The organism is Sphaerisporangium sp. NPDC005288 (assembly GCF_040607475.1).
Classification (GTDB): Bacteria; Actinomycetota; Actinomycetes; order Streptosporangiales; family Streptosporangiaceae; genus Sphaerisporangium; species Sphaerisporangium rhizosphaerae.
In genome coordinates, this window is the sequence record NZ_JBEXGT010000010.1 from 83,022 (window position 1) to 101,522 (window position 18,501).

Sequence of the window (18,501 nt, forward strand, 5' to 3'; positions counted from 1 at the left end):
GCGGGCCGGTCGCCTAAGCTGCTGGTATGTATCGGGGAAGGATCGGCGGGCTGTACCGCTGGCCGGTGAAGTCGCTGCGCGGCGAGCGGGTCGCCGCCGCCCTGCTGGACGCCCGCGGGATGGCGGGCGACCGCGCGTACGCGCTCGTCGACGAGCGTCCCGAACGCGCGGGCACGCGGCTGACCGTGCGCCAGATCCCGCGGATGCTCGACTGGGAGGCCGCCTACCCGGCGACCTGTGACGGCTCTCCGGAACCTCCAGGGCCGCCGGTGCTGTACTCGGCGAGCGGTGCGGCCTGGGCGTGGGACGACCCCGGCCTGCCCGCCGCGCTGGCGGACGCCTTGGAGATGCCGGTGTCGCTGCGCGCGGCCGACGGGCAGCAGGACCGCGGGCCGACGCTGCTGGTGACCTTCGAGGCCTCACGCCATGCCCTCGAGGTGGAGATGGGTGCCCCGGTGGAGATCGAACGCTTCCGTCCCAACCTGCACCTGGAGCTCGACGCCCCGGCGTTCGCCGAGGAGTCCTTCAGCGGCGCGGTCGCGATCGCCGTCGGCGACGTCGTCCTCGGCACGACCGGCCGGCACACCGGGCCGTGCGTCAGGTGCGCGGTGCCGAGCTGGGATCCGCACGGGCGCGAGCGGTGGCCGGAGCTGCAGAAGCACCTGATCTCCGGCCACGACAACACGTTCGGCCTGATCATGCGGGTGGTACGCCCCGGCGCCGTCCAGGTCGGCGATCCGGTGACCGTGTCGCTCACGGCACCGGCGGCGGACCACCACACCGGGTGAGGAGCCGAACCGCACGCGTTCGGCGTCAGTGAGCGGTCACCGAACCGGGCAACGCCCCCAGAGGCGGTCAGAACGCCGGGCGGGGGCCGCCGGCGCCGAAGTGGGTCTCGTGGTCCCACAGGTGGGTGCAACCCGGGCACTGCACGTGCAGGACGCTTCCCGTGGTGCTGAGCAGGTAGCGCCAGTGGTCGCGGCAGTTGCGGCCCGAGCCGCAGTCGGCGCAGTGCCGGTCGTCGCGGCATCGGGGGCAGGGGATCCAGGCGCGGCGGCCGATGTCGGCGTCGGGGTCAATCGGCAGCACGGCCGGCCTTCCGCCGCGGGAGCACCCCGGCGGCCACGAGCATGTCGTAGGTCTCCGACTGCCGCGCGTCCAGGCCCGAGTAGAGCAGGTCGTAGGCCTCCTGCTCACCCCGCATCGCCTCCAGCGGATCCCAGTCCGGGCCGAGCGCGGCGACCACCTCGGCGCGGCGGCGTACTTCGTGGAGCGAGAGGTCCATCTCGAAGAGGATGGGCGGATGACCGGTGTCGTGGCTCATGACGCGACTTCCCGTGGGCGACCGATGACAAGACATTTGTCCGTTTCAATACCATATGTCGCCTTTGGGGGTGATGCCAGCTCCTTCGCGTTGCCACGGCGTGACGCTCCTCACGCCACCGCGTGACCGGCCCCCGACGGGGACGGCGAGAACGGCGGGGCCGGCGGAGCTCAGACCGGGCCGGCGGAGCCGTCCTGGGCCGCCAGGGAGTGGTCGATCGTCGTGAGGTACACGGACTTCCCGGGCCCGAGCGCCTCGCCGGCGATGCGCGCCAGCACGCGATGCGACAGAGAGGTCAGCATCAGCGTCTCTTCAGGGGTGAGCAGGTCGATGAACAGCCCGCGGACGACCTCGACGTACCCGGGCACCGCGGCCGCGATGGCGCCCGCGCCCTCCTCGGTCAGCCTGATGATCGTCCCCCGCGCGTCACCGGGGCAGTCTTCGCGGGCGAGCAGGCCCCGCTTCTCCATGCGCCGGAGCTGGTGGGAGAGCCTGCTGCGGTCCCAGTCGATCTTCAGGCGCAGCTCGCGAGCGCGCAGCCGCCGATCGGGGGCCTCCATCAGCGGCAGCAGCAGCTCGAAGTCGGCGGTCGAGAGGCCGGCCTCGGTGAGCCGGCGCTCGATCGCGGCGTCCAGCCGGTGACGCATGTCGCCGAAGGCCCGCCACATGAGCTGTTCCCGCTCGTCCAGCCACCCCTCACGCGTCACATCGCCGATCCTACCGACCACCGCCCCGCCCGCGCCCCGGACGGCCGGGCCGTCCCGCGGCCGCGCGCACCGGGCGGGATCGGGCGCGCATGCGGCCCGCTCATCGGCACGGCCGTGTACGCGGGGGCGCCGAGGGCAGCAGGAACGGGGGGCGGCGTATGGGCGAGGGCGATCGGGAACACCGGGAAACACCGAGGGACATCGGGGGACATCGGGAACTCGGTGGCCGCGCCGGTAGTTGGACGTCCTAGAATTTATTAGGACGTCCTAGTAACTTGCCTGAGGAGATCCGGTGCACGTACCTGCCAACCCCGTGCGCGTGGTGACCGCTGCCGCGCTGTTCGACGGGCACGACGCCGCCATCAACATCATGCGCCGCATCCTGCAGTCCCAGGGCGCCGAGGTCGTCCACCTCGGCCACGACCGCTCGGTGCAGGAGATCGTCACCGCGGCGGTCCAGGAGGACGCCCAGGGCGTGGCGATCAGCTCCTACCAGGGCGGCCACGTCGAGTTCTTCACCTACCTGGTGGAGCTGCTGCGCGAGCGGGGCGCCGGGCACGTCAAGGTGTACGGGGGCGGCGGCGGGGTGATCGTGCCCGAGGAGATCGCCCTGCTGGAGAGCCGCGGCGTGACCAAGATCTTCTCCCCCGAGGACGGCCAGCGGCTCGGCCTCGCCGGCATGATCAACACGCTGGTCGAGGCGTGCGACGTCGACCTCGCGGCCGATGGCGAGCCGCCCTCGGTGCTCGGCGGCGACCAGCGGGCCGTGGCCCGCGCGATCACCTACGTCGAGGCCGGCAAGGCCGGCGCGTCCTACCTGCAGGCGCTGCGCGAGGCGGGCGCGGCCCGCCGGGTGCCGGTGCTCGGCATCACCGGGACCGGCGGGTCGGGCAAGTCCTCCCTCACCGACGAACTGGTCCGCCGGGTGCGCGCCGACTACGAGGACAAGCTGCGCGTCGCCGTCATCGCGGTGGACCCCACCCGGCGCAGGGGCGGCGGCGCCCTGCTGGGCGACCGCATCCGCATGAACAGCCTCGGCGGCGACCGGGTGTTCTTCCGCTCGATGGCCACCCGCGGCTCCCACGAGCTTCCCGATCACCTGAACGACGTGATCGCCGTCTGCCAGGCCGCCGGGTTCGACCTGGTGATCGTCGAGACGCCCGGCATCGGGCAGGGCGACGCCGCCATCGTCCCCTTCAGTGACGTGTCGCTGTACGTCATGACCCCGGAGTTCGGCGCGAGCTCCCAGCTCGAGAAGATCGACATGCTGGACTTCGCCGACGTGGTCGCGATCAACAAGTTCGACCGGCGCGGCGCGCAGGACGCGCTGCGCGACGTGCGCCGCCAGCTCGTGCGCAACCGCCAGGCCTTCGGCGCCTCCCCCGAGGAGATGCCCGTCTACGGCACCGTCGCCTCGCGCTTCAACGACGACGGCGTCACCGCGCTCTACCACCGGCTGCGCGACCTGCTCGCCGAGCGCGGCCTGCCCGACAGCTTCGGGCTGCTGCCGAAGACCCCGGTCACCACCTCCAGCCTGGCCTCGGCCATCGTGCCCCCCTCCCGGGCCCGCTACCTGGCCGAGATCGCCGAGACCGTGCGCGAGTACCACCGCCGCACCCGGGTGGAGGCCGAGGCGGCGCGACGCCGCCAGCAACTGCGCCAGGTGCGCGAGCTGCTGGCCGCAGAGGGCGGCGACGCCGCGTCGCTGGACAAGCTGGACGCGCTGGGCGATCGGGCCGAGCAGGAGCTGTCGCCCGGCAGCCGCGCCCTGCTGGAGGACTGGCCGCGGACCGTGGCCGCCTACTCCGCCGACGAACTGGTGGTCACCGTCCGCGGCAAGGAGCAGCACACGCCGCTGTGGCGCACCACGCTCTCGGGCAGCCGCGTGCCGCGCGTGGCCCTGCCGCGCTACACCGACCACGGCGAGCTGCTGCGCTTCCTGCGCGCCGAGAACCTGCCCGGCCGCTTCCCCTTCACCGCCGGGGTGTTCCCGTTCAAGCGGGCCGACGAGGACCCGATCCGCATGTTCGCCGGCGAGGGCGACCCGTTCCGCACCAACCGGCGCTTCAAGCTGCTGTCGCAGGGCCAGCCCGCCGTGCGGCTGTCCACCGCGTTCGACTCGGTGACCCTGTACGGCAACGACCCGGCCGAGCGCCCGGACGTGTACGGCAAGGTGGGCACCTCCGGGGTGTCGATCGCCACGCTGGAGGACATGAAGGCGCTGTACGACGGCTTCGACCTGTCCTCGCCGGCCACCTCGGTGTCGATGACCATCAACGGACCGGCCCCGACCATCCTGGCGTTCTTCCTGCACACCGCGGCCGACCAGGCGCTGGACCGCTTCCGCGCCGACAACGGCCGCGAGCCCACCGCCGAGGAGGCGGCCCGCGTGCGCGCCGCGACGCTGTCCACGGTGCGCGGCACCGTGCAGGCCGACATCCTCAAGGAGGACCAGGGGCAGAACACCTGCATCTTCTCCACCGACTTCTCGCTGCGGATGATGGCCGACGTGCAGGAGTGGTTCATCGCCAACGACGTGCGCAACTTCTACTCGGTGTCGATCTCGGGCTACCACATCGCCGAGGCCGGGGCGAACCCGATCACCCAGCTGGCCTTCACCCTGGCCAACGGGTTCACCTACGTGGAGGCCTACCTGGCCCGGGGCATGGCGATCGACGACTTCGCGCCGAGCCTGTCGTTCTTCTTCTCCAACGGCATGGACCCCGAGTACAGCGTGCTCGGCCGGGTGGCGCGCCGGGTGTGGGCGGTGGCCATGCGCGACCGCTACGGCGCCGGCGAGCGCGCGCAGAAGCTCAAGTACCACATCCAGACCTCCGGGCGGTCGCTGCACGCCCAGGAGATGAACTTCAACGACATCCGCACCACCCTCCAGGCCCTGATCGCGATCTACGACAACTGCAACAGCCTGCACACCAACGCCTACGACGAGGCGGTCACCACCCCGAGCGCCGAGTCGGTGCGCCGCGCCATGGCCATCCAGATGATCATCAACCGTGAGTGGGGCCTGGCGGTGAACGAGAACCCGCTTCAGGGCGGCTTCGTCATCGACGACCTCACCGACCTGGTCGAGGAGGCGGTGCTGGCCGAGTTCGAACGGCTGTCGGAGCGCGGCGGCGTACTCGGCGCGATGGAGACCGGCTACCAGCGCGGGCGCATCCAGGACGAGTCACTGCTGTACGAGACCCGCAAGCACGACGGCTCGCTGCCGATCATCGGGGTGAACACCTTCCGCAACCCCGGCGGCGCGGTCGAGCACGGCTCGCTGGAGCTGGCCCGCGGCACCGAGGAGGAGAAGCACGGCCAGCTCGAGCGGCTGCGCGACTTCCAGCGGCGGAACGCGGCCGAGGCGCCCGAGGCGCTGCGGCGGCTGCGGGAGGCCGCCATGTCCGACGGCAACGCCTTCGCCGCGCTGATGGACGCCGCCCGCGTGTGCTCGCTCGGGCAGATCACCGAGGCGCTGTTCGAGGCGGGCGGCCAGTACCGGCGCAACGTCTGAGCCCCATGTGAGCCACGCCTGAGCCGTGGCGGCATGACGACATGACGACGGACCCGGGCGGGGCGCCCGGGTCCGTCGTCGAGGTCCTCTACCGCGAAGGCGGCTCAGGTGTGGCGCCAGCGGGCCTCGCAGAAGCAGTAGGCGGCGAAGACGACCAGGCCGGCGGCCACCACGGCCAGCAGCCACGGGCCGAGCGGGGTGTCGGCGAACGACCGCAGCGTGGAGTCGATGCCCTTGGCCTCGTCGGGGTTGTAGGTGATCGCCGCGTGGACGAAGAAGACGCCGGCCGCCGCCGCGATCACGCCGCGGGCGCAGTAGCCGATCATGCCGAGCTTCTCCACGACGCCGCGGGTGGCCGGCGACATCTCGGCGGTGCTCAGGTGCTTGCAGAACTTCTTGGTGACGCCTGAGTAGATCCAGTAGAGGCCGAGGCCGATGACGCCGAGGCCGACGGCACCGACGATCCACTGCCCGCCCGGCCAGTCCATGACGGTGGCGGTGAGGTCCTTGGACTTCTGGTCGCTCGACTGCCCGGTGGTGCCGCGCAGCAGGAAGCTGAGAACGGTGCCGACGACCAGGCCGTAGACCACGGCGCGAGCGGCGGCCTCCACGCGGTGCCGGACGTCCAGGCCGCTGTTGACCACGGCCTCCGACAGCTGCCAGACGGCCAGGGCGAGGAACCCGAGCGCCATGAGCCACAGCAGGACGGTGCCGAACGGCTGCTCGGCGACCGTGCGCACGGCTCCGGTCTTGTCGGCCTCCTTCCCGCCGCCGCCGAAGGCGATCTGCAGCGCCAGGATGCCGATCAGGGCGTACAGGACGCCCCGGCAGGCCATCCCGAACCTGGCGAGACGGTCGAAGGTCCGGCTGTTGGTCGCCTGCCGCGCGGCTCCGCGCGCCTGGTGACCTGCTGAGGCCACGGAGTTCATGGGCCGCTCCTTTCGATACGCCCTCCCTTCTGCACATTTAGCCGGGAAGTAAACGTGCTATGCCGATCATGGACCCGGGCCTTCGCGTGGCGCGGCGGCCGGCCGGGGATGAAGGCGGCATGAGGGTACTGAAGACCACCCGCCGCAGGCTGACCGGCGCGGGCCGCGGCGCGGTCCACGACGGGCCCGCCGCGGTGCCGCTGGTGCTGGCCGCGCCGGCCGCCGCCGCCCTGGTGCTGCTGGCCCTTCCGGTGGCGGCACTGGTGCTGCGGGCGCCGTGGGCGGGGCTCGCCTCCCGCCTCGCCGAACCGGCCCTGCTGCGGGCGCTGTGGCTGTCGCTGGTCACCTCCGTGGCCGCCACGCTGGGCTGCCTGGTCACCGGGGTCCCGCTGGGGTGGATGCTCGCCCGCGTGGACTTCCGGGGCAGGCGGGCCGCGCGCGCCCTGGTCAGGCTGACGCTGCTGCTGCCTCCGGTGGCAGGAGGGATGGCGCTGCTGCTGGCGCTGGGCGGGGGTGGCCCGGCGGGCGCGCCGGGTGTCTCCTACGCCGTCGCGGTGATGTGCGCGCAGGCGTTCGTGGCGATGCCGTTCCTGGTCGCCACGGTGGAGGGCACGCTGAACCGGCAGGACGCGCGCGTCGAGGAGGCGGCGGCCCTGCTCGGCGCCTCCTCCTGGACGGTGTTCCGCCGCGTCGCCCTGCCGCTGCTGGCCCCCGGCGCCGCGGTCGGCGCCCTGCTGTGCTGGGCGCGGGCCCTCGGCGAGTTCGGCGCGACGATGGTGTTCGCCGGCGGCCTGGCCGCGGCCGCGCCCGCCGCGCCGCCCGCGGTCTACCTGGCCCTGCGCGGAGACCCGCAGGCCGCCGTCGCGCTCAGCCTGGTGCTGCTGGCGGTGCCGGCGGCGATCCTCGCCTGCCTGCGGGGACGCTGGGCGGGCCCGGCATGATGCTGGACGCCCACCTGGTCGCCGCCTACCCGCCGTTCTCGCTGGACGTGCGGCTGCGGGTCGCCGCCGGGGAGGTCGTCGCCCTCGCCGGTCCGAGCGGTGCGGGCAAGACCACCGCCCTGCGCCTGGTCGCCGGGCTCGCCGCCCCCGCGGGCGGGTACGTCCTGCTCGACGGCGCTCCTTTGTACGCACGCCCGCCGGGCCGCCGGTCGGTCGGCATGGTGCTGCGCGACCCGCTGCTGTTCTCCCATCTCAGCGTCCTGGACAACGTGGCCTTCGGGCCGCGCTGCCACGGCGCGGGCACCGCCGAGGCCCGCCGGGCCGCGACCGCCTGGCTGCACGACGTGGGCCTGGGCGCCCTGGCGCGGGCCACGCCGGGCGAGCTGTCACGCGAGCAGGCGCAACGGGTGGCGCTGGCCCGCTCGCTGGCCGCCGGCCCCCGGGTGCTGCTCCTGGACGAGCCGCTGGCCGGTGTGGCCGACCCCGCGCGTCCGGAGCTGCGGAACCTGCTGCGCCGCCACCTGTCGTGCTTCGCTGGGCCCTGCGTGCTGGTCACCCATGACCCGGCGGAGGCCGCGGCGCTTGCCGACCGGCTCGTCGTCGTCGAGAACGGCGCGGTCGTGCAGGACGGCACGCCCGAGGAGGTCGCCCGCCACCCCCGCACCCGCTATGCCGCGCGCCTCACGACCTCCTAGGGGTCGCTCCCGGAGCACCGCGATGAGGTCACGTACGCTTATAGGGCCGGATGTGCTTTGCCACGCCCCTGTGTGGGCAGAGGTAAAGAGCTGGGATCGCGACGGACACCCCCGCGTTGCCAGGCCCGCGTTGTGAACTTCGTGGAAGGAGCGGCCGCCGATGCCGAGGCAGATCGTCGCCAACCAGCCCCCCAGCGCCGGCGAACTGGAAGCGCGGGTCCACACCCTCGAGGTCCAGGTCGCCCATCTGACCGAAGCGGTGCGGTCGCTGACGGCCAAGGCCGCCGAGGCCGCCACGCGCGCCGCAGACTAGCGGCCCGCCGCCGGCCGGCTTCCCCCCGCGACCTGCCACACCCACGTGCGACGGGTGTGGTGCACTTGTCATGGGGGCAAGAGGGGGGATCACGGTGAGCGTGTGGCACCGCTGGTCGGTCAAGGGGCGTTTCACCCTGTTCGCAGGTCTGATCGCGGCCCTGCTGTCCACACTGCTGTCGGCGGCCATGCTGGTGGCCGTCAACCGGTACGCCAGTGAGTACCTCACCGAGGAGGTCGCCGCGGCGGCCCGCCGCGTCACCGTGGTGTTCGAGCAGGGCACGCTGCCCGCGCCGATCCCCCACGAGCAGGTGCGCAATCTGCAGGTCGTCGACTCCCAGGGGCGGGTCGCCGCCTCCTCCGACATCCTGCGAGGCAAGCCGCCCATGGCCTCCTTCACTCCTCCCCCGGGCGAGGAGCAGGCGGTGCGCCGGGTGTGCGACCGCGTCTTCCCGCACGGCGAGTGCCAGATCGTCGTGGCCCGCCGGACCTTCCACGCCGGCCGCGAATGGATCGTCTACGCCGCCGCGCCGCCCATCCGTCCGTGGGTCCACCCGCTGCTGGCCGCCTTCGCGGTCGCCGCGGTGCTGTCGGTCGTCGCGGTGACCGTCTACGGCAGCCACCGGTTGGTGACCGGGTCGTTGTCGCCGGTGAACGCCATCCGCGCCGAGCTCGACGAGATCGTCGCCACCAGCCCGGGCCGGCGGGTGCCGGTGCCGGCCGCCAACGACGAGATCCACGGCCTCGCCGACAGCGTCAACCACACGCTGGACCGGCTGGAGGAGGCGATGGAGCGTCAGCGGCGGTTCGCCTCCGACGCCTCCCACGACCTGCGCAGCCCCATCACCGCCATGCGCGCCGAGGTGGAGGAGGCCCTGCTCGCCCCCGGCGAGACCGACGTGAACGCGATGAGCCGCTCGTTGCTGAGCAGCCTGGACCGGTTGCAGGCCATCGTGTCCGACCTGCTGCAGGTCGCCCGGCTGGACGCCGGCACGCCCGTCACCCGCGAGCCGGTGGATTTGGCCGAACTGGTCGCCGGCGAGCTGGAGCGCCGTCAGAGCCGCCTGAGGATCGGCAAGGAGCTGGAGCCGGGCGTGGTGGTGATGGGCGACAGGGTGCGGCTGGCCCGCCTGTTCACCAACCTGATGGACAACGCCGAGCGGCACGCCGCGACCTCGGCCACCGTCAAGGTGTGCACGCGCATCGGCGACCGGCCCGGCGACCCGCGCTTCTCGCACGGCACGGCCATCATCGAGGTGCTCGACGACGGGGCCGGCATCTCCCCGGACAAGTGGGAGATCATCTTCCAGCGGTTCACCCGCCTGGACGCCGCGCGCAGCAAGGACGCCGGCGGCACGGGGCTCGGCCTGTCGATCGCGCGGCAGATCGCCGAGACGACCGGCGGCTGCCTGACGATCGAGCCTAGCGAGCGCGGCGCCCGCTTCGTGGTCCGCCTCCCGCTCGGGCCGCGGCACGTCGAGCCGGTCTGAGGGCGCGGAAAGGGCCGGCCCCGCGGCTCAGGAGGGGCCGCGCAGCGCCGAGGCGGGGACGGGGATGGCCGGAAAGGGATTGTCCGGGAGCAGGATGACCCGGCGCGGCTCGGCCACCGTCGTGGCGGCGTGCAGGTGCAGCAACGCCGAGCCGATGCCCGCGGCGCCGATCATGTACCCGGTGTCGGCGGTGACCTCCCAGGGACGCAGCCGCCGGTAGGCCTGGTACCAGCGGTGGCCGGCGTCGTCGTGCCCGGTGGCGCGGCCTATCAGGTCGTCGGCCAGGAGCTGGGCGAAGTTGAGGTGCGACCGCGCGCCGGTGGCGGCCCACAGGCCGACGAACAGCTCCAGCAGCCCGGCCGCGCCGCAGCACTGACAGGCCACGTTCCAGAAGCCGGGGGTGCGGCGCCGCGGGACGCCGCTGCAGGCGATGCCGGCGGCCAGCCGCTCCATCCAGTCGAGGTGGCCCTGCTCGCCGGTCACGCGGTGCATCTCGTAGAACAGCCGGGCCACCCCCGCCGACCCCGAGCACAGACCGAGGTAGTGCAGGGTGCGTCCCTGGGGGACGTGGTGCGGAACGAAGACGTGCTTGTCGGTCACCACGCTGACGGTGCGGACGAAGTCGGCGCCCCGGCGCGCGGCTCGCAGGAACCGCTCGTCCCTGGTGACACCGTACAGGCGGGCGAGCAGGAAGGCGGTGCCGGCCGTGCCGGACAGGAACCCGGGCGTGACCGCGTCCACCGGCAGGTCGGCGCAGCCCTCTTCGCCGAACCGGTGCCCGGGGACGACGAGGCCGGCGACGCGCTCGCCGGCCTCCACGGCGATCCGTTCGTACTCGGGAACCCCGAGGATGCCCGCGGCGTGCAGCAGGCCGAGGATGATGCCGCCGTCGCCGCGCTGCGCCGGGTCGCCCGTCCAGCCGACGCCGGAGGGCAGGCGGCGCGCGCGGCGCACCACCTGGTCGGCCGCGTCCCTGGCCGCGACCGAGAAGCTCTCCTCGCCGGTGGCCCACCCGGCCTCGGCCAGCGCGAACACGATGCCGGTGAGGCCGTGGTAGAGGGACAGGTCGGCCTCCTCCCGCCAGGTGGCGGCCAGGTAGCGCGCGCCGTTCCTGGCCTCCTCCAGGTAGGCCTCGTGACCGGTGGCCGCCGCCAGCTCCAGGAAGTACAGCACGACGCCCGCGGCGCCCGCGTACAACGAGCCGGGCCGGCCGGACCGGGCCGAGCGTCGTCCGGGGTCGGGGTTGGCGCGCCAGTGGCGCCCGCGTTCGTCGTCGACGGCGGCCGACCGGATCCAGCGACCGGTGGAGATGGCCGCGGCCAGCGGGCTCTCGCCTCGGGGCCACGACGGGTGGCTTGGGTCCGGGCTCATGTCGCCTCCTCTGCGCGGCCCAGTCTACCTATGTATTTGGTAGGAAAACTAGACAATGCTTCGGCATCCGGTCACGGCACACGGCCGGCCCCATCACCGCCCGCAGCAGAAACAATCTCACAGAGACCGGCCCCGCAGGAGCCTCCAGCGCTCCTCCTGAGCCATATTTCCCCGCGAACCCGGCCCGATCGGATGGGATGCCCCCTTATCCATGCTCTGCCAGGCAGGAGACTATGGATAATCGCTGGGGCACTTGCGGCGTTCATCCCCTTCGGCGAGCCGGTTCGATCGGCCGGGCCCGCCGGCGCCGGGTGTGCAGCGGGACGGGCGCCGGGCACTCTGGAACCCGACACGGTCTCGATGAAGGGATGGCCACGTGAGCGGCACGGGCGACACACCGATTCTGGCCGACTCGGTACGGACCACCGACGAGGGGGTGGACATCCTTGACCGCAGGGTCTACCCGTTCCAGCGCCGCTGGGTGCACTGCGCCACCGCCGAGGACGTCGCGGTGGCCATCGAGCAGATGGTCACCCAGAGCCACGGCCCGCTGTTCGCCGCCACCGCCGGCATGACCCTGGCCGCCCGCGAGGCGCGGCGCGCCGGGCCGGGAGCCGCCGCCGAGAGCCTGCGCGCCGCGGGCCGCCGGCTCATCGCCACCCGGCCGACCAACAACCACATCCGCGACGCCGTCACCGCCATCCTGGCGGCCACCGTGGACGGGCCGCTGGCGCTCGCCTCCGGGGAGGAACTGGTGACGGCCGTCGCCGAGGCGGCGACCGCCCACGACGCCGCCTACCGCGCGGGCGCGGACGCGCTCGGCCGCAACGCCGCCGCGTTGCTGGAGGACGGCGCCCGCGTGCTCACGCACTGCTGGGGCGACGCCTACCTGGTCGCGGCCGTGCGGGCGGCCGAGCGCATGGGAAAGCGGCTGGAGTTCGTCTGCACCGAGACCCGCCCCTACCTGCAAGGGGCGCGGCTCACCGCGGCGACGCTGGTGGAGATGGGCTACCGGCCCACCGTCATCACCGACGGCATGGTGCCCTCGGCGCTGGCCGACGGGCTGGCCGACGTCGCGATGACCGCCTCCGACCGGGTGACCATGGACGGCCACGTGGTGAACAAGGTGGGAACGCTCGCGGTGGCGCTCGCCGCCCGGGCCTTCGGCGCGCCGATGTACGTGCTCGCCCACGCCCCCGACCCACTGTCCCCCGGCATCGCGGACGTCGAGATCGAGCACCGTGACGGGGAGGAGGTGCTGCACGTCCTCGGCACGCGCACCGCGGCCGAGGGCACCCGCGGTTACTATCCGGCCTTCGACGCGACACCGCCCCATCTGATCACCCGCATCGTCACCGAGCACGGAGCCTTCGAGCCCTCCCGCGTGGCCGACCACTTCGCCGTCCCGCCCGGCGGCTCCACCACCCCCGATGCCACCCCCCCGCACGCCGCGGCTGCGAATGCCGCCGCCCCAGGTTCCGCCGCCCCAGCGTCCGCCACTGCAGGTTCCGCCGCTCCGAGTGCCGCCGTCTCCGGCGCCGTCGTCCCGCCCCGTTTCCCCGCACCGCCCGGCGTCCCCTCCATGCCCGGCATCCCCGCCACGCCTGGAGCCTCCGCCACCGGCGTGTTCGCCGCTCCCGGCGCCCGCACCCCGGCCGGCGGCTCCACGCGCCCGGCTCCTCCCCCGCGCACGGCGACATGAAGGCCGACCGGGCGGGAGAGCCGGGCCGCATGACCGGCCCTCGCGGAGCGGACGTCACGCGGCACGTCGTCGTCGACACCGACGCCGGCATCGACGACGCCTGCGCGCTGCTCTACCTGGCCGGGCACCCGCGGGTGGAGATCACCGCCGTGACGTCCGTGGCCGGCAACCGTCCGGAGCGGGACGTCGCGCGCAACATCGGGTGCGTCACCCGCCTGCTCGGGCTCGCGCCGCCCGTGGCGCGCGGCGCGGCCGGGCCGCTGCCGGGCGCACCCTCCGTCCCCCGGGGGACGCACGGGACCGACGGGCTCGGCGCCCCCCTCGCCCGTCACGGGCTGCCCCGGCCCATGCCGGCCGTGACCGGCGAGAGCGCCGCGGAGCTGATCGTCCGCCTCGCCCGGGACCGCCCTGGCGAACTCGACCTGCTGGCGCTCGGCCCCCTGACCAATCTCGCGCTGGCGTTGCGCACCGACCCGGCGCTCTTTACAAAGTATCGTTCCGTCGTGGTGATGGGCGGCTCCGGCCCGTACGACCTCCCCGGCGACCGGCTGGCCCGCGACAGCAACATCGCCCGCGACCCCGCCGCGGCCCGGGCGGTCGCCACCGCACCCCGCGCCGACCTGGTCATGCTCGGGGTGGACGTCACCGCGACGGCCGTCCTGCCGCCGGAGGGGATCGCCGCCCTGGACGCGGCGGGCACCCCCGTCGCCCGTTTCGCCGCCGCGATCCTCGGCGCCTACCTGCGCCTCGGCGACGGCCCCGGGCGGCGCGGCGGCGTCCCGCTGCACGACCCGCTGGCGGCGGGCATCCTGCTCGATCCGTCCCTGGCGACCGGGACCGCTCTCGGGCCCGTCGCCGTACTCCCGGACGGGCCGCTCTGGCGGGCACGGCTGATGCGCGCCCGTGACGGCCGTCCCGCGCCCTTCCCGCACGAGCCGGCCCCGGACACCCGGGTGGTCACCGCCGTGGACACCGCCCGCTTCCTGGGCGGCTTCCTCACCGCCCTGACCGGAGGGACCACCGCACCCGGCGACGCGAGCGGGGCCAGCACCTGAAGGGTCGGGCCGTGGCCACGCCCGGGCCGCGAGATGCGCCCGGGACTCAGCCCCGGGCCGCGGCGGCCACGGCGTCCCCGACGCGGTCGAACAGCCGGGCGACCGCGTCCAGGCCGGCGCCCTCGGGCAGGCCCTCCACCAGCAGCAGCCGTGCGGCGCGCAGGACGCCGCGCGCCGCGCGGGCGCGCGGCTCCTCCGGGAGGGTCGCGAGGTCGGAGACCTTGGCCAGGCCGATGACCCGCCGGGCGGCCTCCGCGCCGGCGACGGCGACGGCGTCCTCGCGCGCCTGGCCGAGGAAGCGCCGCAGCACCGTGTCGCCGAACACCCGCGGGTAGACGCGCGTCGGCCACAGGTCCCTGAACTCCCGCTGGTAGGCCTGCCAGGTCTGCTCGGCCTGGCCGAGCACCCAGGCGGCATGGTCCTCCTCGCCCAGCGCCAGCGCCCGCCCGGCGGCCAGGACGTAGTTGCCCCACAGGGTGCCGACGTCGAAGCCGGCCGGGCCGTAGAAGGCGAACTCGGCGTCGAACGCCTTGGTCGAGCGCGGCGCCCACGGCTCGGCGGCGCGCACCAGCACCGAGCCGGTGTGCAGGTCGCCGTGGATCAGCGCCTGGGCGCTGGTCATGAACGTCAGCCTGGCCACCCCTACCGCGGCCCGCACGTCGGGGTCGCCCGCGTAGGCGGCCACGTCGGCCTCGTTGGCGGGCAGCACCCGGTTGTGCTCGTGCCGGACGTAGGGCTCGGTGTACACCAGGTCCTCGGTGATCCGGCACAGCTGCGGGTTCACCGAGGCGGCGAGCGCGGCCTTCTGGTCGGGGGCGCTGAGCCCGAACACCGAGGTGCCGAACGCCACCCGGGCGGCGTATCTGCCGAGGTCGTCGGCGGCGCCCTCGTGGCGGAGCCCCTCGTTCAGCGCGCCGCGCCACACCTGGTGGTCGGACAGGTCCTCGATGGCGACGACGTGCCGCCCGGGGTCCTCGTCGTAGATGGCCGGGACGTACCGCCCGGCGAGGAAGCCGTGGGCGCGCAGGGCGCCTGCCTCGAACCCGTTGCGGTCCGGCGTCATCGGCCAGGTCGGGTCGGTGCGCACGTACGGGAGGGACTGCTTGAGCACCAGGCCGGGCCCGCCTGCGGCCTCGACGACGAACACCAGGTTGCGGTCGCCGTCCCCGGCCTCGCGCACGCCGGTGACGCGCGCGGGGCCGAAGTGGGCGGCCAGCGCGGGCCGTCCGGCGATGTAGGCGGGGACGGTGTCGGCGGTGAGCGCTTCGTAGGCGCTCTCGGTGCCGATCGTGGCGGTCATGTTCTCCTCGGCGGTGACACAGGACGCACGATCCATCACATCGTTCGCGAGGAACGGCGAAGGCGTACGCGCTCGACGGCGGAGGTCACAAGGGACACTTCGGATGGTAGGCGCGCACGGGCCCTATTGTCCACTATCCATGCATGAAAAGCGGGATTTACCGGCGTGGCCGACGGCAGGACCCGTCGCCAGAGGAAGCGGAGGAGGTCAGGCCGGCGCGCGTCTGCGCCAGAAGGGCGCGCCGGGCCAGCGGGGCTCGGCCGCGTAGTGGTCGCGGCGTCGCAGCAGGTAGGACGTGTACTGGACCTGGGTGCGCCGCTGGAAGGCGGCGAGCGCGTCGAACCGGCCGTCGAGGGCGGCCAGCACCCCCGTCGCGGCGCCGAGGCCGGATCGCAGGGCGGCGACGACGCCGGCCGAGGACAGCGGGTCGAACGCGCTCGCCGCGTCCCCGGCCGCCACCCAGTTCCGGCCGTACAGGCGGGTGAGGCAGTGGGAGGCGGCGGGGACGGTCCGCACTGCGGGGGGTGGACCGGGGCGGCCGAGCAGGTCGAAGACGTGCCGGGTACGCCGGAGGAGGTCGTACCAGCTCCGCGCGCTCGTGGCCGACGCGCGGCGGAACACGTCGGCGTCGCTGAACAGGCCGACGGCCGTCCGGCCCTCGCCGGCGTCCGCGCCGTACCACCAGCCGTGCTCGGCCGACTCGATCACCGGCCGCCGGATCGCGCGCGGCTCCGCGGGGCCGGTGGACCCCGTGAGGACGGTGAACGCGCACATCAGCCGGTCCGCGTGCAGCGGTGCGCCGTGCCGCCGGGCCAGCACGCCCGCCCGCCCGGCGGCGTCCACCACGAACCCCGCGCGTAGCCCACGCGGCCCGCGGGGTCCGGCGGGACTCTCCGCCGCTCGCCCTCCGCCTGGGCCCCGCGGCGGCGCGATCGACAGCCGCCAGCCCGCCCCCTCCGGGCGCACGGCGGTGACACGCGCTCCGTCGACCACGGTGACCCCCGCCGACCTGGCCGCCTCGACCAGGCTCGCGTCGAAGCGGCCGCGGTCGATGAGCCATCCGCCGCCGAGCGGGGCGGTGAAGGCGTCCCGCCAGGCCAGGTCCTCCCCCGCCCACGCGGAGGCCATGCCGGGCGACGGGGGGTGCCCGGCACGCTCGAATTCCTCCCACACGCCGAGCCGGCGCAGCAGCGGACGGGCCTCCGCGGGGAGGGACTCGCCCATCCGGACCGGCTCATCGCGCCCGCCGCAGAGGAGGGTGACGGCGACGCCGGCGGACCGGAGCGCGATGGCCGCCGCGCACCCGGCGGGCCCGGCCCCGATCACGGCCACCTCGCCCGGTGCGGTCCCGCCGTCATCCGGCATGGGCAGGTCGTCCACCGCGGCCGGGTCGCGCCGCGCGTCCATTTCGCGGCTCACGGACCCTCCGGCGGCGCGGTGTCGCGGGGCAGGGTCCGCTCGACCTCGACGAAGACCGGGTCGTCGGCGGTGCCCTTGTTGACCACGAACCCGAGCCGATGCCACAGCTCGACCATCTCGACGTCGTCGGCGAACCGCACGTAGTCGTCGGCGTTCTGGTCCCCGTCGGAGCCCACCCAGGCCACCTGCCGCAGGCCACCGGTGTCCTCCACGTAGACGAAGTCGGGGCGCTGCACCGGCCACCACCACAGGAACCGGTCGCCCACCTGCTGCTCGGAGCACTCGTTGAAGTCGGCCTGCCAGGGCACCGCCATGTACTTGGACAGGTCTCCCGGCTCCAGGCCCTGGTCCAGGTCCTGCCCCAGGGACAGCGGCGGCCGCACCCCGGTCTTGCGGCGGATGCGGTACGGCGCGGAGTACAGCCGGGGATTGCGGCAGATCCAGGTCATCTCGATGCCCGGGGAGAAGGCGCCGCCGACGCAGTTCTCCAGCGCGACGCGGTCCCGCAGCGCGCCGGGCGAGGGTTCGGGTGACCCCTTGGTGGTGAAGTTCCCCGCGGCCCACTGCTGCAGGTAGAAGAACTGCGTCCGGGTGAGGGTCAGGTACCGCGAGGAGAGCGGGCCCGGTTCGAAGCAGTTGTCCCCGGCCAGGAAGGGCATGAGCGGCAGCCCGCTGTCGGGGGAGGCGAACCGGTCGGGCGCGTCTGGCGGCCGGATGAGGTCCAGGTAGAACCGCCGCATCCCGGCGTAGACCGGGGAGGGGTCGCCGAGCTTGCCGAAGTCCATGTCGTGCGGGTGGGTGGGGATCGCGACCACCCACCCGTAGTGGTGCGCTCGTTCCAGGATGGGCTTGATGTCGCCCTCCCAGTCGGGGGTGAAGTCCCGCTGCCACAAGCCGTCGGCGAAGACCTCGGGCCGGGTCCCGAGGTTGCGCACCGCCATGTCGCTGATCGTGTCGTACAGCGTGACGAGGTTGCTCAGTTCCGGGGCGAAGCGGGGCGGGACGGCCAGCACCCAGGCGGAGTCGTCCACGTCCACCTCCCGTCCGTCCCGCATGATCAGCCGCGCGGTCACCGGCCCGTCGGAGGTGTCGTCCCACCAGTTGTCGTTGTTGGCGTAGTCGTCGGCGACCGGGACGGCGTCGGCGCTGCCCGAGGAGCCGAACCCGCCGAGCACGATGAGCCGGCCCAGCTCGTCGGTGCGCATCTCGCCGAGGCTGTCGATGGTGGCCGGCTTGAGGTCCTCGGGCGGGAAGGTCATCGGATAGCCGCCGGGGTTGTCGGTCCGGGAGAAGGCCACCGACTCGCCCGGGCCCTTCAGGGTGCGCGGACCCGGATCGATGATCATCTTCTGGCGTTCGGCGGGGTCGGTGACCGCCGCGTTGCGCAGCGGGTGGTCGGGGGCGTACCCCGACTCGCCGGCGTTGACCATGAACTCGTACCAGATCGCCTTCTTGTTGGCGAGGTGGACGGTCCACTCGATGCGTTCCACCCCGTCCTCACCCGGCCGCACGGGACGGCCGGGGTCGGCCTCGTCGCGGTAGAGGTAGACCTCGAACCGCTCCCCCTGCCGCCGCAGCGCGCCCCGCGCGTCCCGGAAGTCGGCTGGGGTGAACGCGCCGCCGCCGGGCAGCACCGGCAGGGTGCCGGGCCGCTCGGGGGCCAGGTAGAACTCGGGGCTGTTGCCGACCCGGACGACGCCGACGGCCGGATGGATTCGATACGACATTGCTGCGGGTCT

At 73.9% G+C, this 18,501-nt stretch carries 16 protein-coding genes; 8 read left to right on the plus strand and 8 right to left on the minus strand.

Annotated features, from left to right (window positions below; genetic code table 11):
* The first annotated feature begins 26 nt into the window (after positions 1 to 26).
* A complete protein-coding gene (locus ABZU32_RS12220; RefSeq protein WP_354920789.1) occupies positions 27 to 788 on the plus strand; it encodes an MOSC N-terminal beta barrel domain-containing protein in 762 nt (253 codons plus the stop codon).
* Between the two features lie 67 nt (positions 789 to 855).
* On the opposite strand, the gene ABZU32_RS12225 is transcribed toward ABZU32_RS12220, so the two are convergent.
* The 3 genes from ABZU32_RS12225 to ABZU32_RS12235 form a co-directional block, all read right to left on the minus strand.
* Positions 856 to 1,089, minus strand: coding sequence for a hypothetical protein (locus tag ABZU32_RS12225; RefSeq protein ID WP_354846688.1), 234 nt, complete (start codon positions 1,087 to 1,089; stop codon positions 856 to 858).
* Positions 1,076 to 1,324 carry a DUF6400 family protein gene (locus ABZU32_RS12230; protein ID WP_354920792.1) on the minus strand — a complete coding sequence of 83 codons (249 nt, stop codon included), beginning with the start codon at positions 1,322 to 1,324 and terminating at the stop codon, positions 1,076 to 1,078. Before ABZU32_RS12230 ends, ABZU32_RS12225 begins: the two co-directional genes overlap by 14 nt.
* Positions 1,325 to 1,494: 170 nt before the next feature.
* Positions 1,495 to 2,031, minus strand: a complete 537-nt coding sequence (locus ABZU32_RS12235; protein ID WP_354846694.1) for a MarR family transcriptional regulator — start codon at positions 2,029 to 2,031, stop codon at positions 1,495 to 1,497.
* Positions 2,032 to 2,323: 292 nt separating this feature from the next.
* Between ABZU32_RS12235 and icmF the strand changes: the two genes are divergently transcribed.
* Positions 2,324 to 5,548, plus strand: coding sequence for a fused isobutyryl-CoA mutase/GTPase IcmF (gene icmF, locus ABZU32_RS12240; protein WP_354920796.1), 3,225 nt, complete (start codon positions 2,324 to 2,326; stop codon positions 5,546 to 5,548).
* Positions 5,549 to 5,652: 104 nt separating this feature from the next.
* Here icmF and ABZU32_RS12245 read toward each other — a convergent pair whose 3' ends face one another.
* Positions 5,653 to 6,477: a DUF1206 domain-containing protein gene (locus tag ABZU32_RS12245; RefSeq protein WP_354920799.1), complete on the minus strand. Its 825-nt coding sequence runs from the start codon at positions 6,475 to 6,477 to the stop codon at positions 5,653 to 5,655.
* 119 nt (positions 6,478 to 6,596) lie between these two features.
* On the opposite strand from ABZU32_RS12245, the gene ABZU32_RS12250 reads away from it, so the two are divergent.
* From ABZU32_RS12250 to ABZU32_RS12265, 4 genes are all read left to right on the plus strand, one after another.
* Positions 6,597 to 7,418 (plus strand): ABC transporter permease, encoded by an 822-nt coding sequence (locus tag ABZU32_RS12250; protein WP_354920802.1) that lies wholly within the window; start codon positions 6,597 to 6,599, stop codon positions 7,416 to 7,418.
* The gene (locus ABZU32_RS12255; protein WP_354920805.1) at positions 7,415 to 8,113 is read left to right on the plus strand and encodes an ABC transporter ATP-binding protein; all 699 of its coding nucleotides are present in this window, start codon (positions 7,415 to 7,417) and stop codon (positions 8,111 to 8,113) included. The genes ABZU32_RS12250 and ABZU32_RS12255 overlap by 4 nt, the downstream gene beginning before the upstream one ends.
* 160 nt (positions 8,114 to 8,273) lie before the next feature.
* Entirely contained in the window at positions 8,274 to 8,426 is a 153-nt protein-coding gene (locus tag ABZU32_RS12260; protein ID WP_354846709.1) for a hypothetical protein, read from the plus strand.
* Positions 8,427 to 8,520: 94 nt separating this feature from the next.
* A complete protein-coding gene (locus tag ABZU32_RS12265) occupies positions 8,521 to 9,915 on the plus strand; it encodes a HAMP domain-containing sensor histidine kinase (protein WP_354920808.1) in 1,395 nt (464 codons plus the stop codon).
* Between the two features lie 27 nt (positions 9,916 to 9,942).
* Here the strand turns inward: ABZU32_RS12265 and ABZU32_RS12270 are convergent, their stop codons facing one another.
* Positions 9,943 to 11,286: a lanthionine synthetase LanC family protein gene (locus ABZU32_RS12270; RefSeq protein WP_354846714.1), complete on the minus strand. Its 1,344-nt coding sequence runs from the start codon at positions 11,284 to 11,286 to the stop codon at positions 9,943 to 9,945.
* Between the two features lie 376 nt (positions 11,287 to 11,662).
* Here ABZU32_RS12270 and ABZU32_RS12275 point away from each other — a divergent pair, with 376 nt between their 5' ends.
* Complete coding sequence (locus ABZU32_RS12275; RefSeq protein ID WP_354920811.1) at positions 11,663 to 12,988, plus strand: hypothetical protein; 1,326 nt, start codon at positions 11,663 to 11,665, stop codon at positions 12,986 to 12,988.
* 29 nt (positions 12,989 to 13,017) lie between these two features.
* A complete protein-coding gene (locus ABZU32_RS12280; RefSeq protein ID WP_354920814.1) occupies positions 13,018 to 14,043 on the plus strand; it encodes a nucleoside hydrolase in 1,026 nt (341 codons plus the stop codon).
* A gap of 46 nt (positions 14,044 to 14,089) precedes the next feature.
* On the opposite strand, the gene mtnK is transcribed toward ABZU32_RS12280, so the two are convergent.
* From mtnK to ABZU32_RS12295, 3 genes are all read right to left on the minus strand, one after another.
* Positions 14,090 to 15,343 carry an S-methyl-5-thioribose kinase gene (mtnK, locus tag ABZU32_RS12285; protein ID WP_354920817.1) on the minus strand — a complete coding sequence of 418 codons (1,254 nt, stop codon included), beginning with the start codon at positions 15,341 to 15,343 and terminating at the stop codon, positions 14,090 to 14,092.
* A 207-nt stretch (positions 15,344 to 15,550) separates the two neighbouring features.
* Positions 15,551 to 16,762, minus strand: a complete 1,212-nt coding sequence (locus tag ABZU32_RS12290; RefSeq protein ID WP_354920820.1) for a tryptophan 7-halogenase — start codon at positions 16,760 to 16,762, stop codon at positions 15,551 to 15,553.
* Positions 16,759 to 18,489 carry a LodA/GoxA family CTQ-dependent oxidase gene (locus ABZU32_RS12295; protein ID WP_354920823.1) on the minus strand — a complete coding sequence of 577 codons (1,731 nt, stop codon included), beginning with the start codon at positions 18,487 to 18,489 and terminating at the stop codon, positions 16,759 to 16,761. The genes ABZU32_RS12290 and ABZU32_RS12295 overlap by 4 nt, the downstream gene beginning before the upstream one ends.
* Positions 18,490 to 18,501: the final 12 nt, after the last annotated feature.

Coding starts and splice junctions, on each gene's coding strand:
- ABZU32_RS12270 (WP_354846714.1), bottom strand. CDS start 11,286: ATGAGCCCGGACCCAAGCCACCCGTCGTGGCCCCGAGGCGAGAGCCCG.
- ABZU32_RS12230 (WP_354920792.1), bottom strand. CDS start 1,324: ATGAGCCACGACACCGGTCATCCGCCCATCCTCTTCGAGATGGACCTC.
- ABZU32_RS12260 (WP_354846709.1), top strand. CDS start 8,274: ATGCCGAGGCAGATCGTCGCCAACCAGCCCCCCAGCGCCGGCGAACTG.
- ABZU32_RS12280 (WP_354920814.1), top strand. CDS start 13,018: ATGACCGGCCCTCGCGGAGCGGACGTCACGCGGCACGTCGTCGTCGAC.
- ABZU32_RS12255 (WP_354920805.1), top strand. CDS start 7,415: ATGATGCTGGACGCCCACCTGGTCGCCGCCTACCCGCCGTTCTCGCTG.
- ABZU32_RS12250 (WP_354920802.1), top strand. CDS start 6,597: ATGAGGGTACTGAAGACCACCCGCCGCAGGCTGACCGGCGCGGGCCGC.
- ABZU32_RS12245 (WP_354920799.1), bottom strand. CDS start 6,477: ATGAACTCCGTGGCCTCAGCAGGTCACCAGGCGCGCGGAGCCGCGCGG.
- ABZU32_RS12295 (WP_354920823.1), bottom strand. CDS start 18,489: ATGTCGTATCGAATCCATCCGGCCGTCGGCGTCGTCCGGGTCGGCAAC.
- mtnK (WP_354920817.1), bottom strand. CDS start 15,343: ATGACCGCCACGATCGGCACCGAGAGCGCCTACGAAGCGCTCACCGCC.
- ABZU32_RS12220 (WP_354920789.1), top strand. CDS start 27: ATGTATCGGGGAAGGATCGGCGGGCTGTACCGCTGGCCGGTGAAGTCG.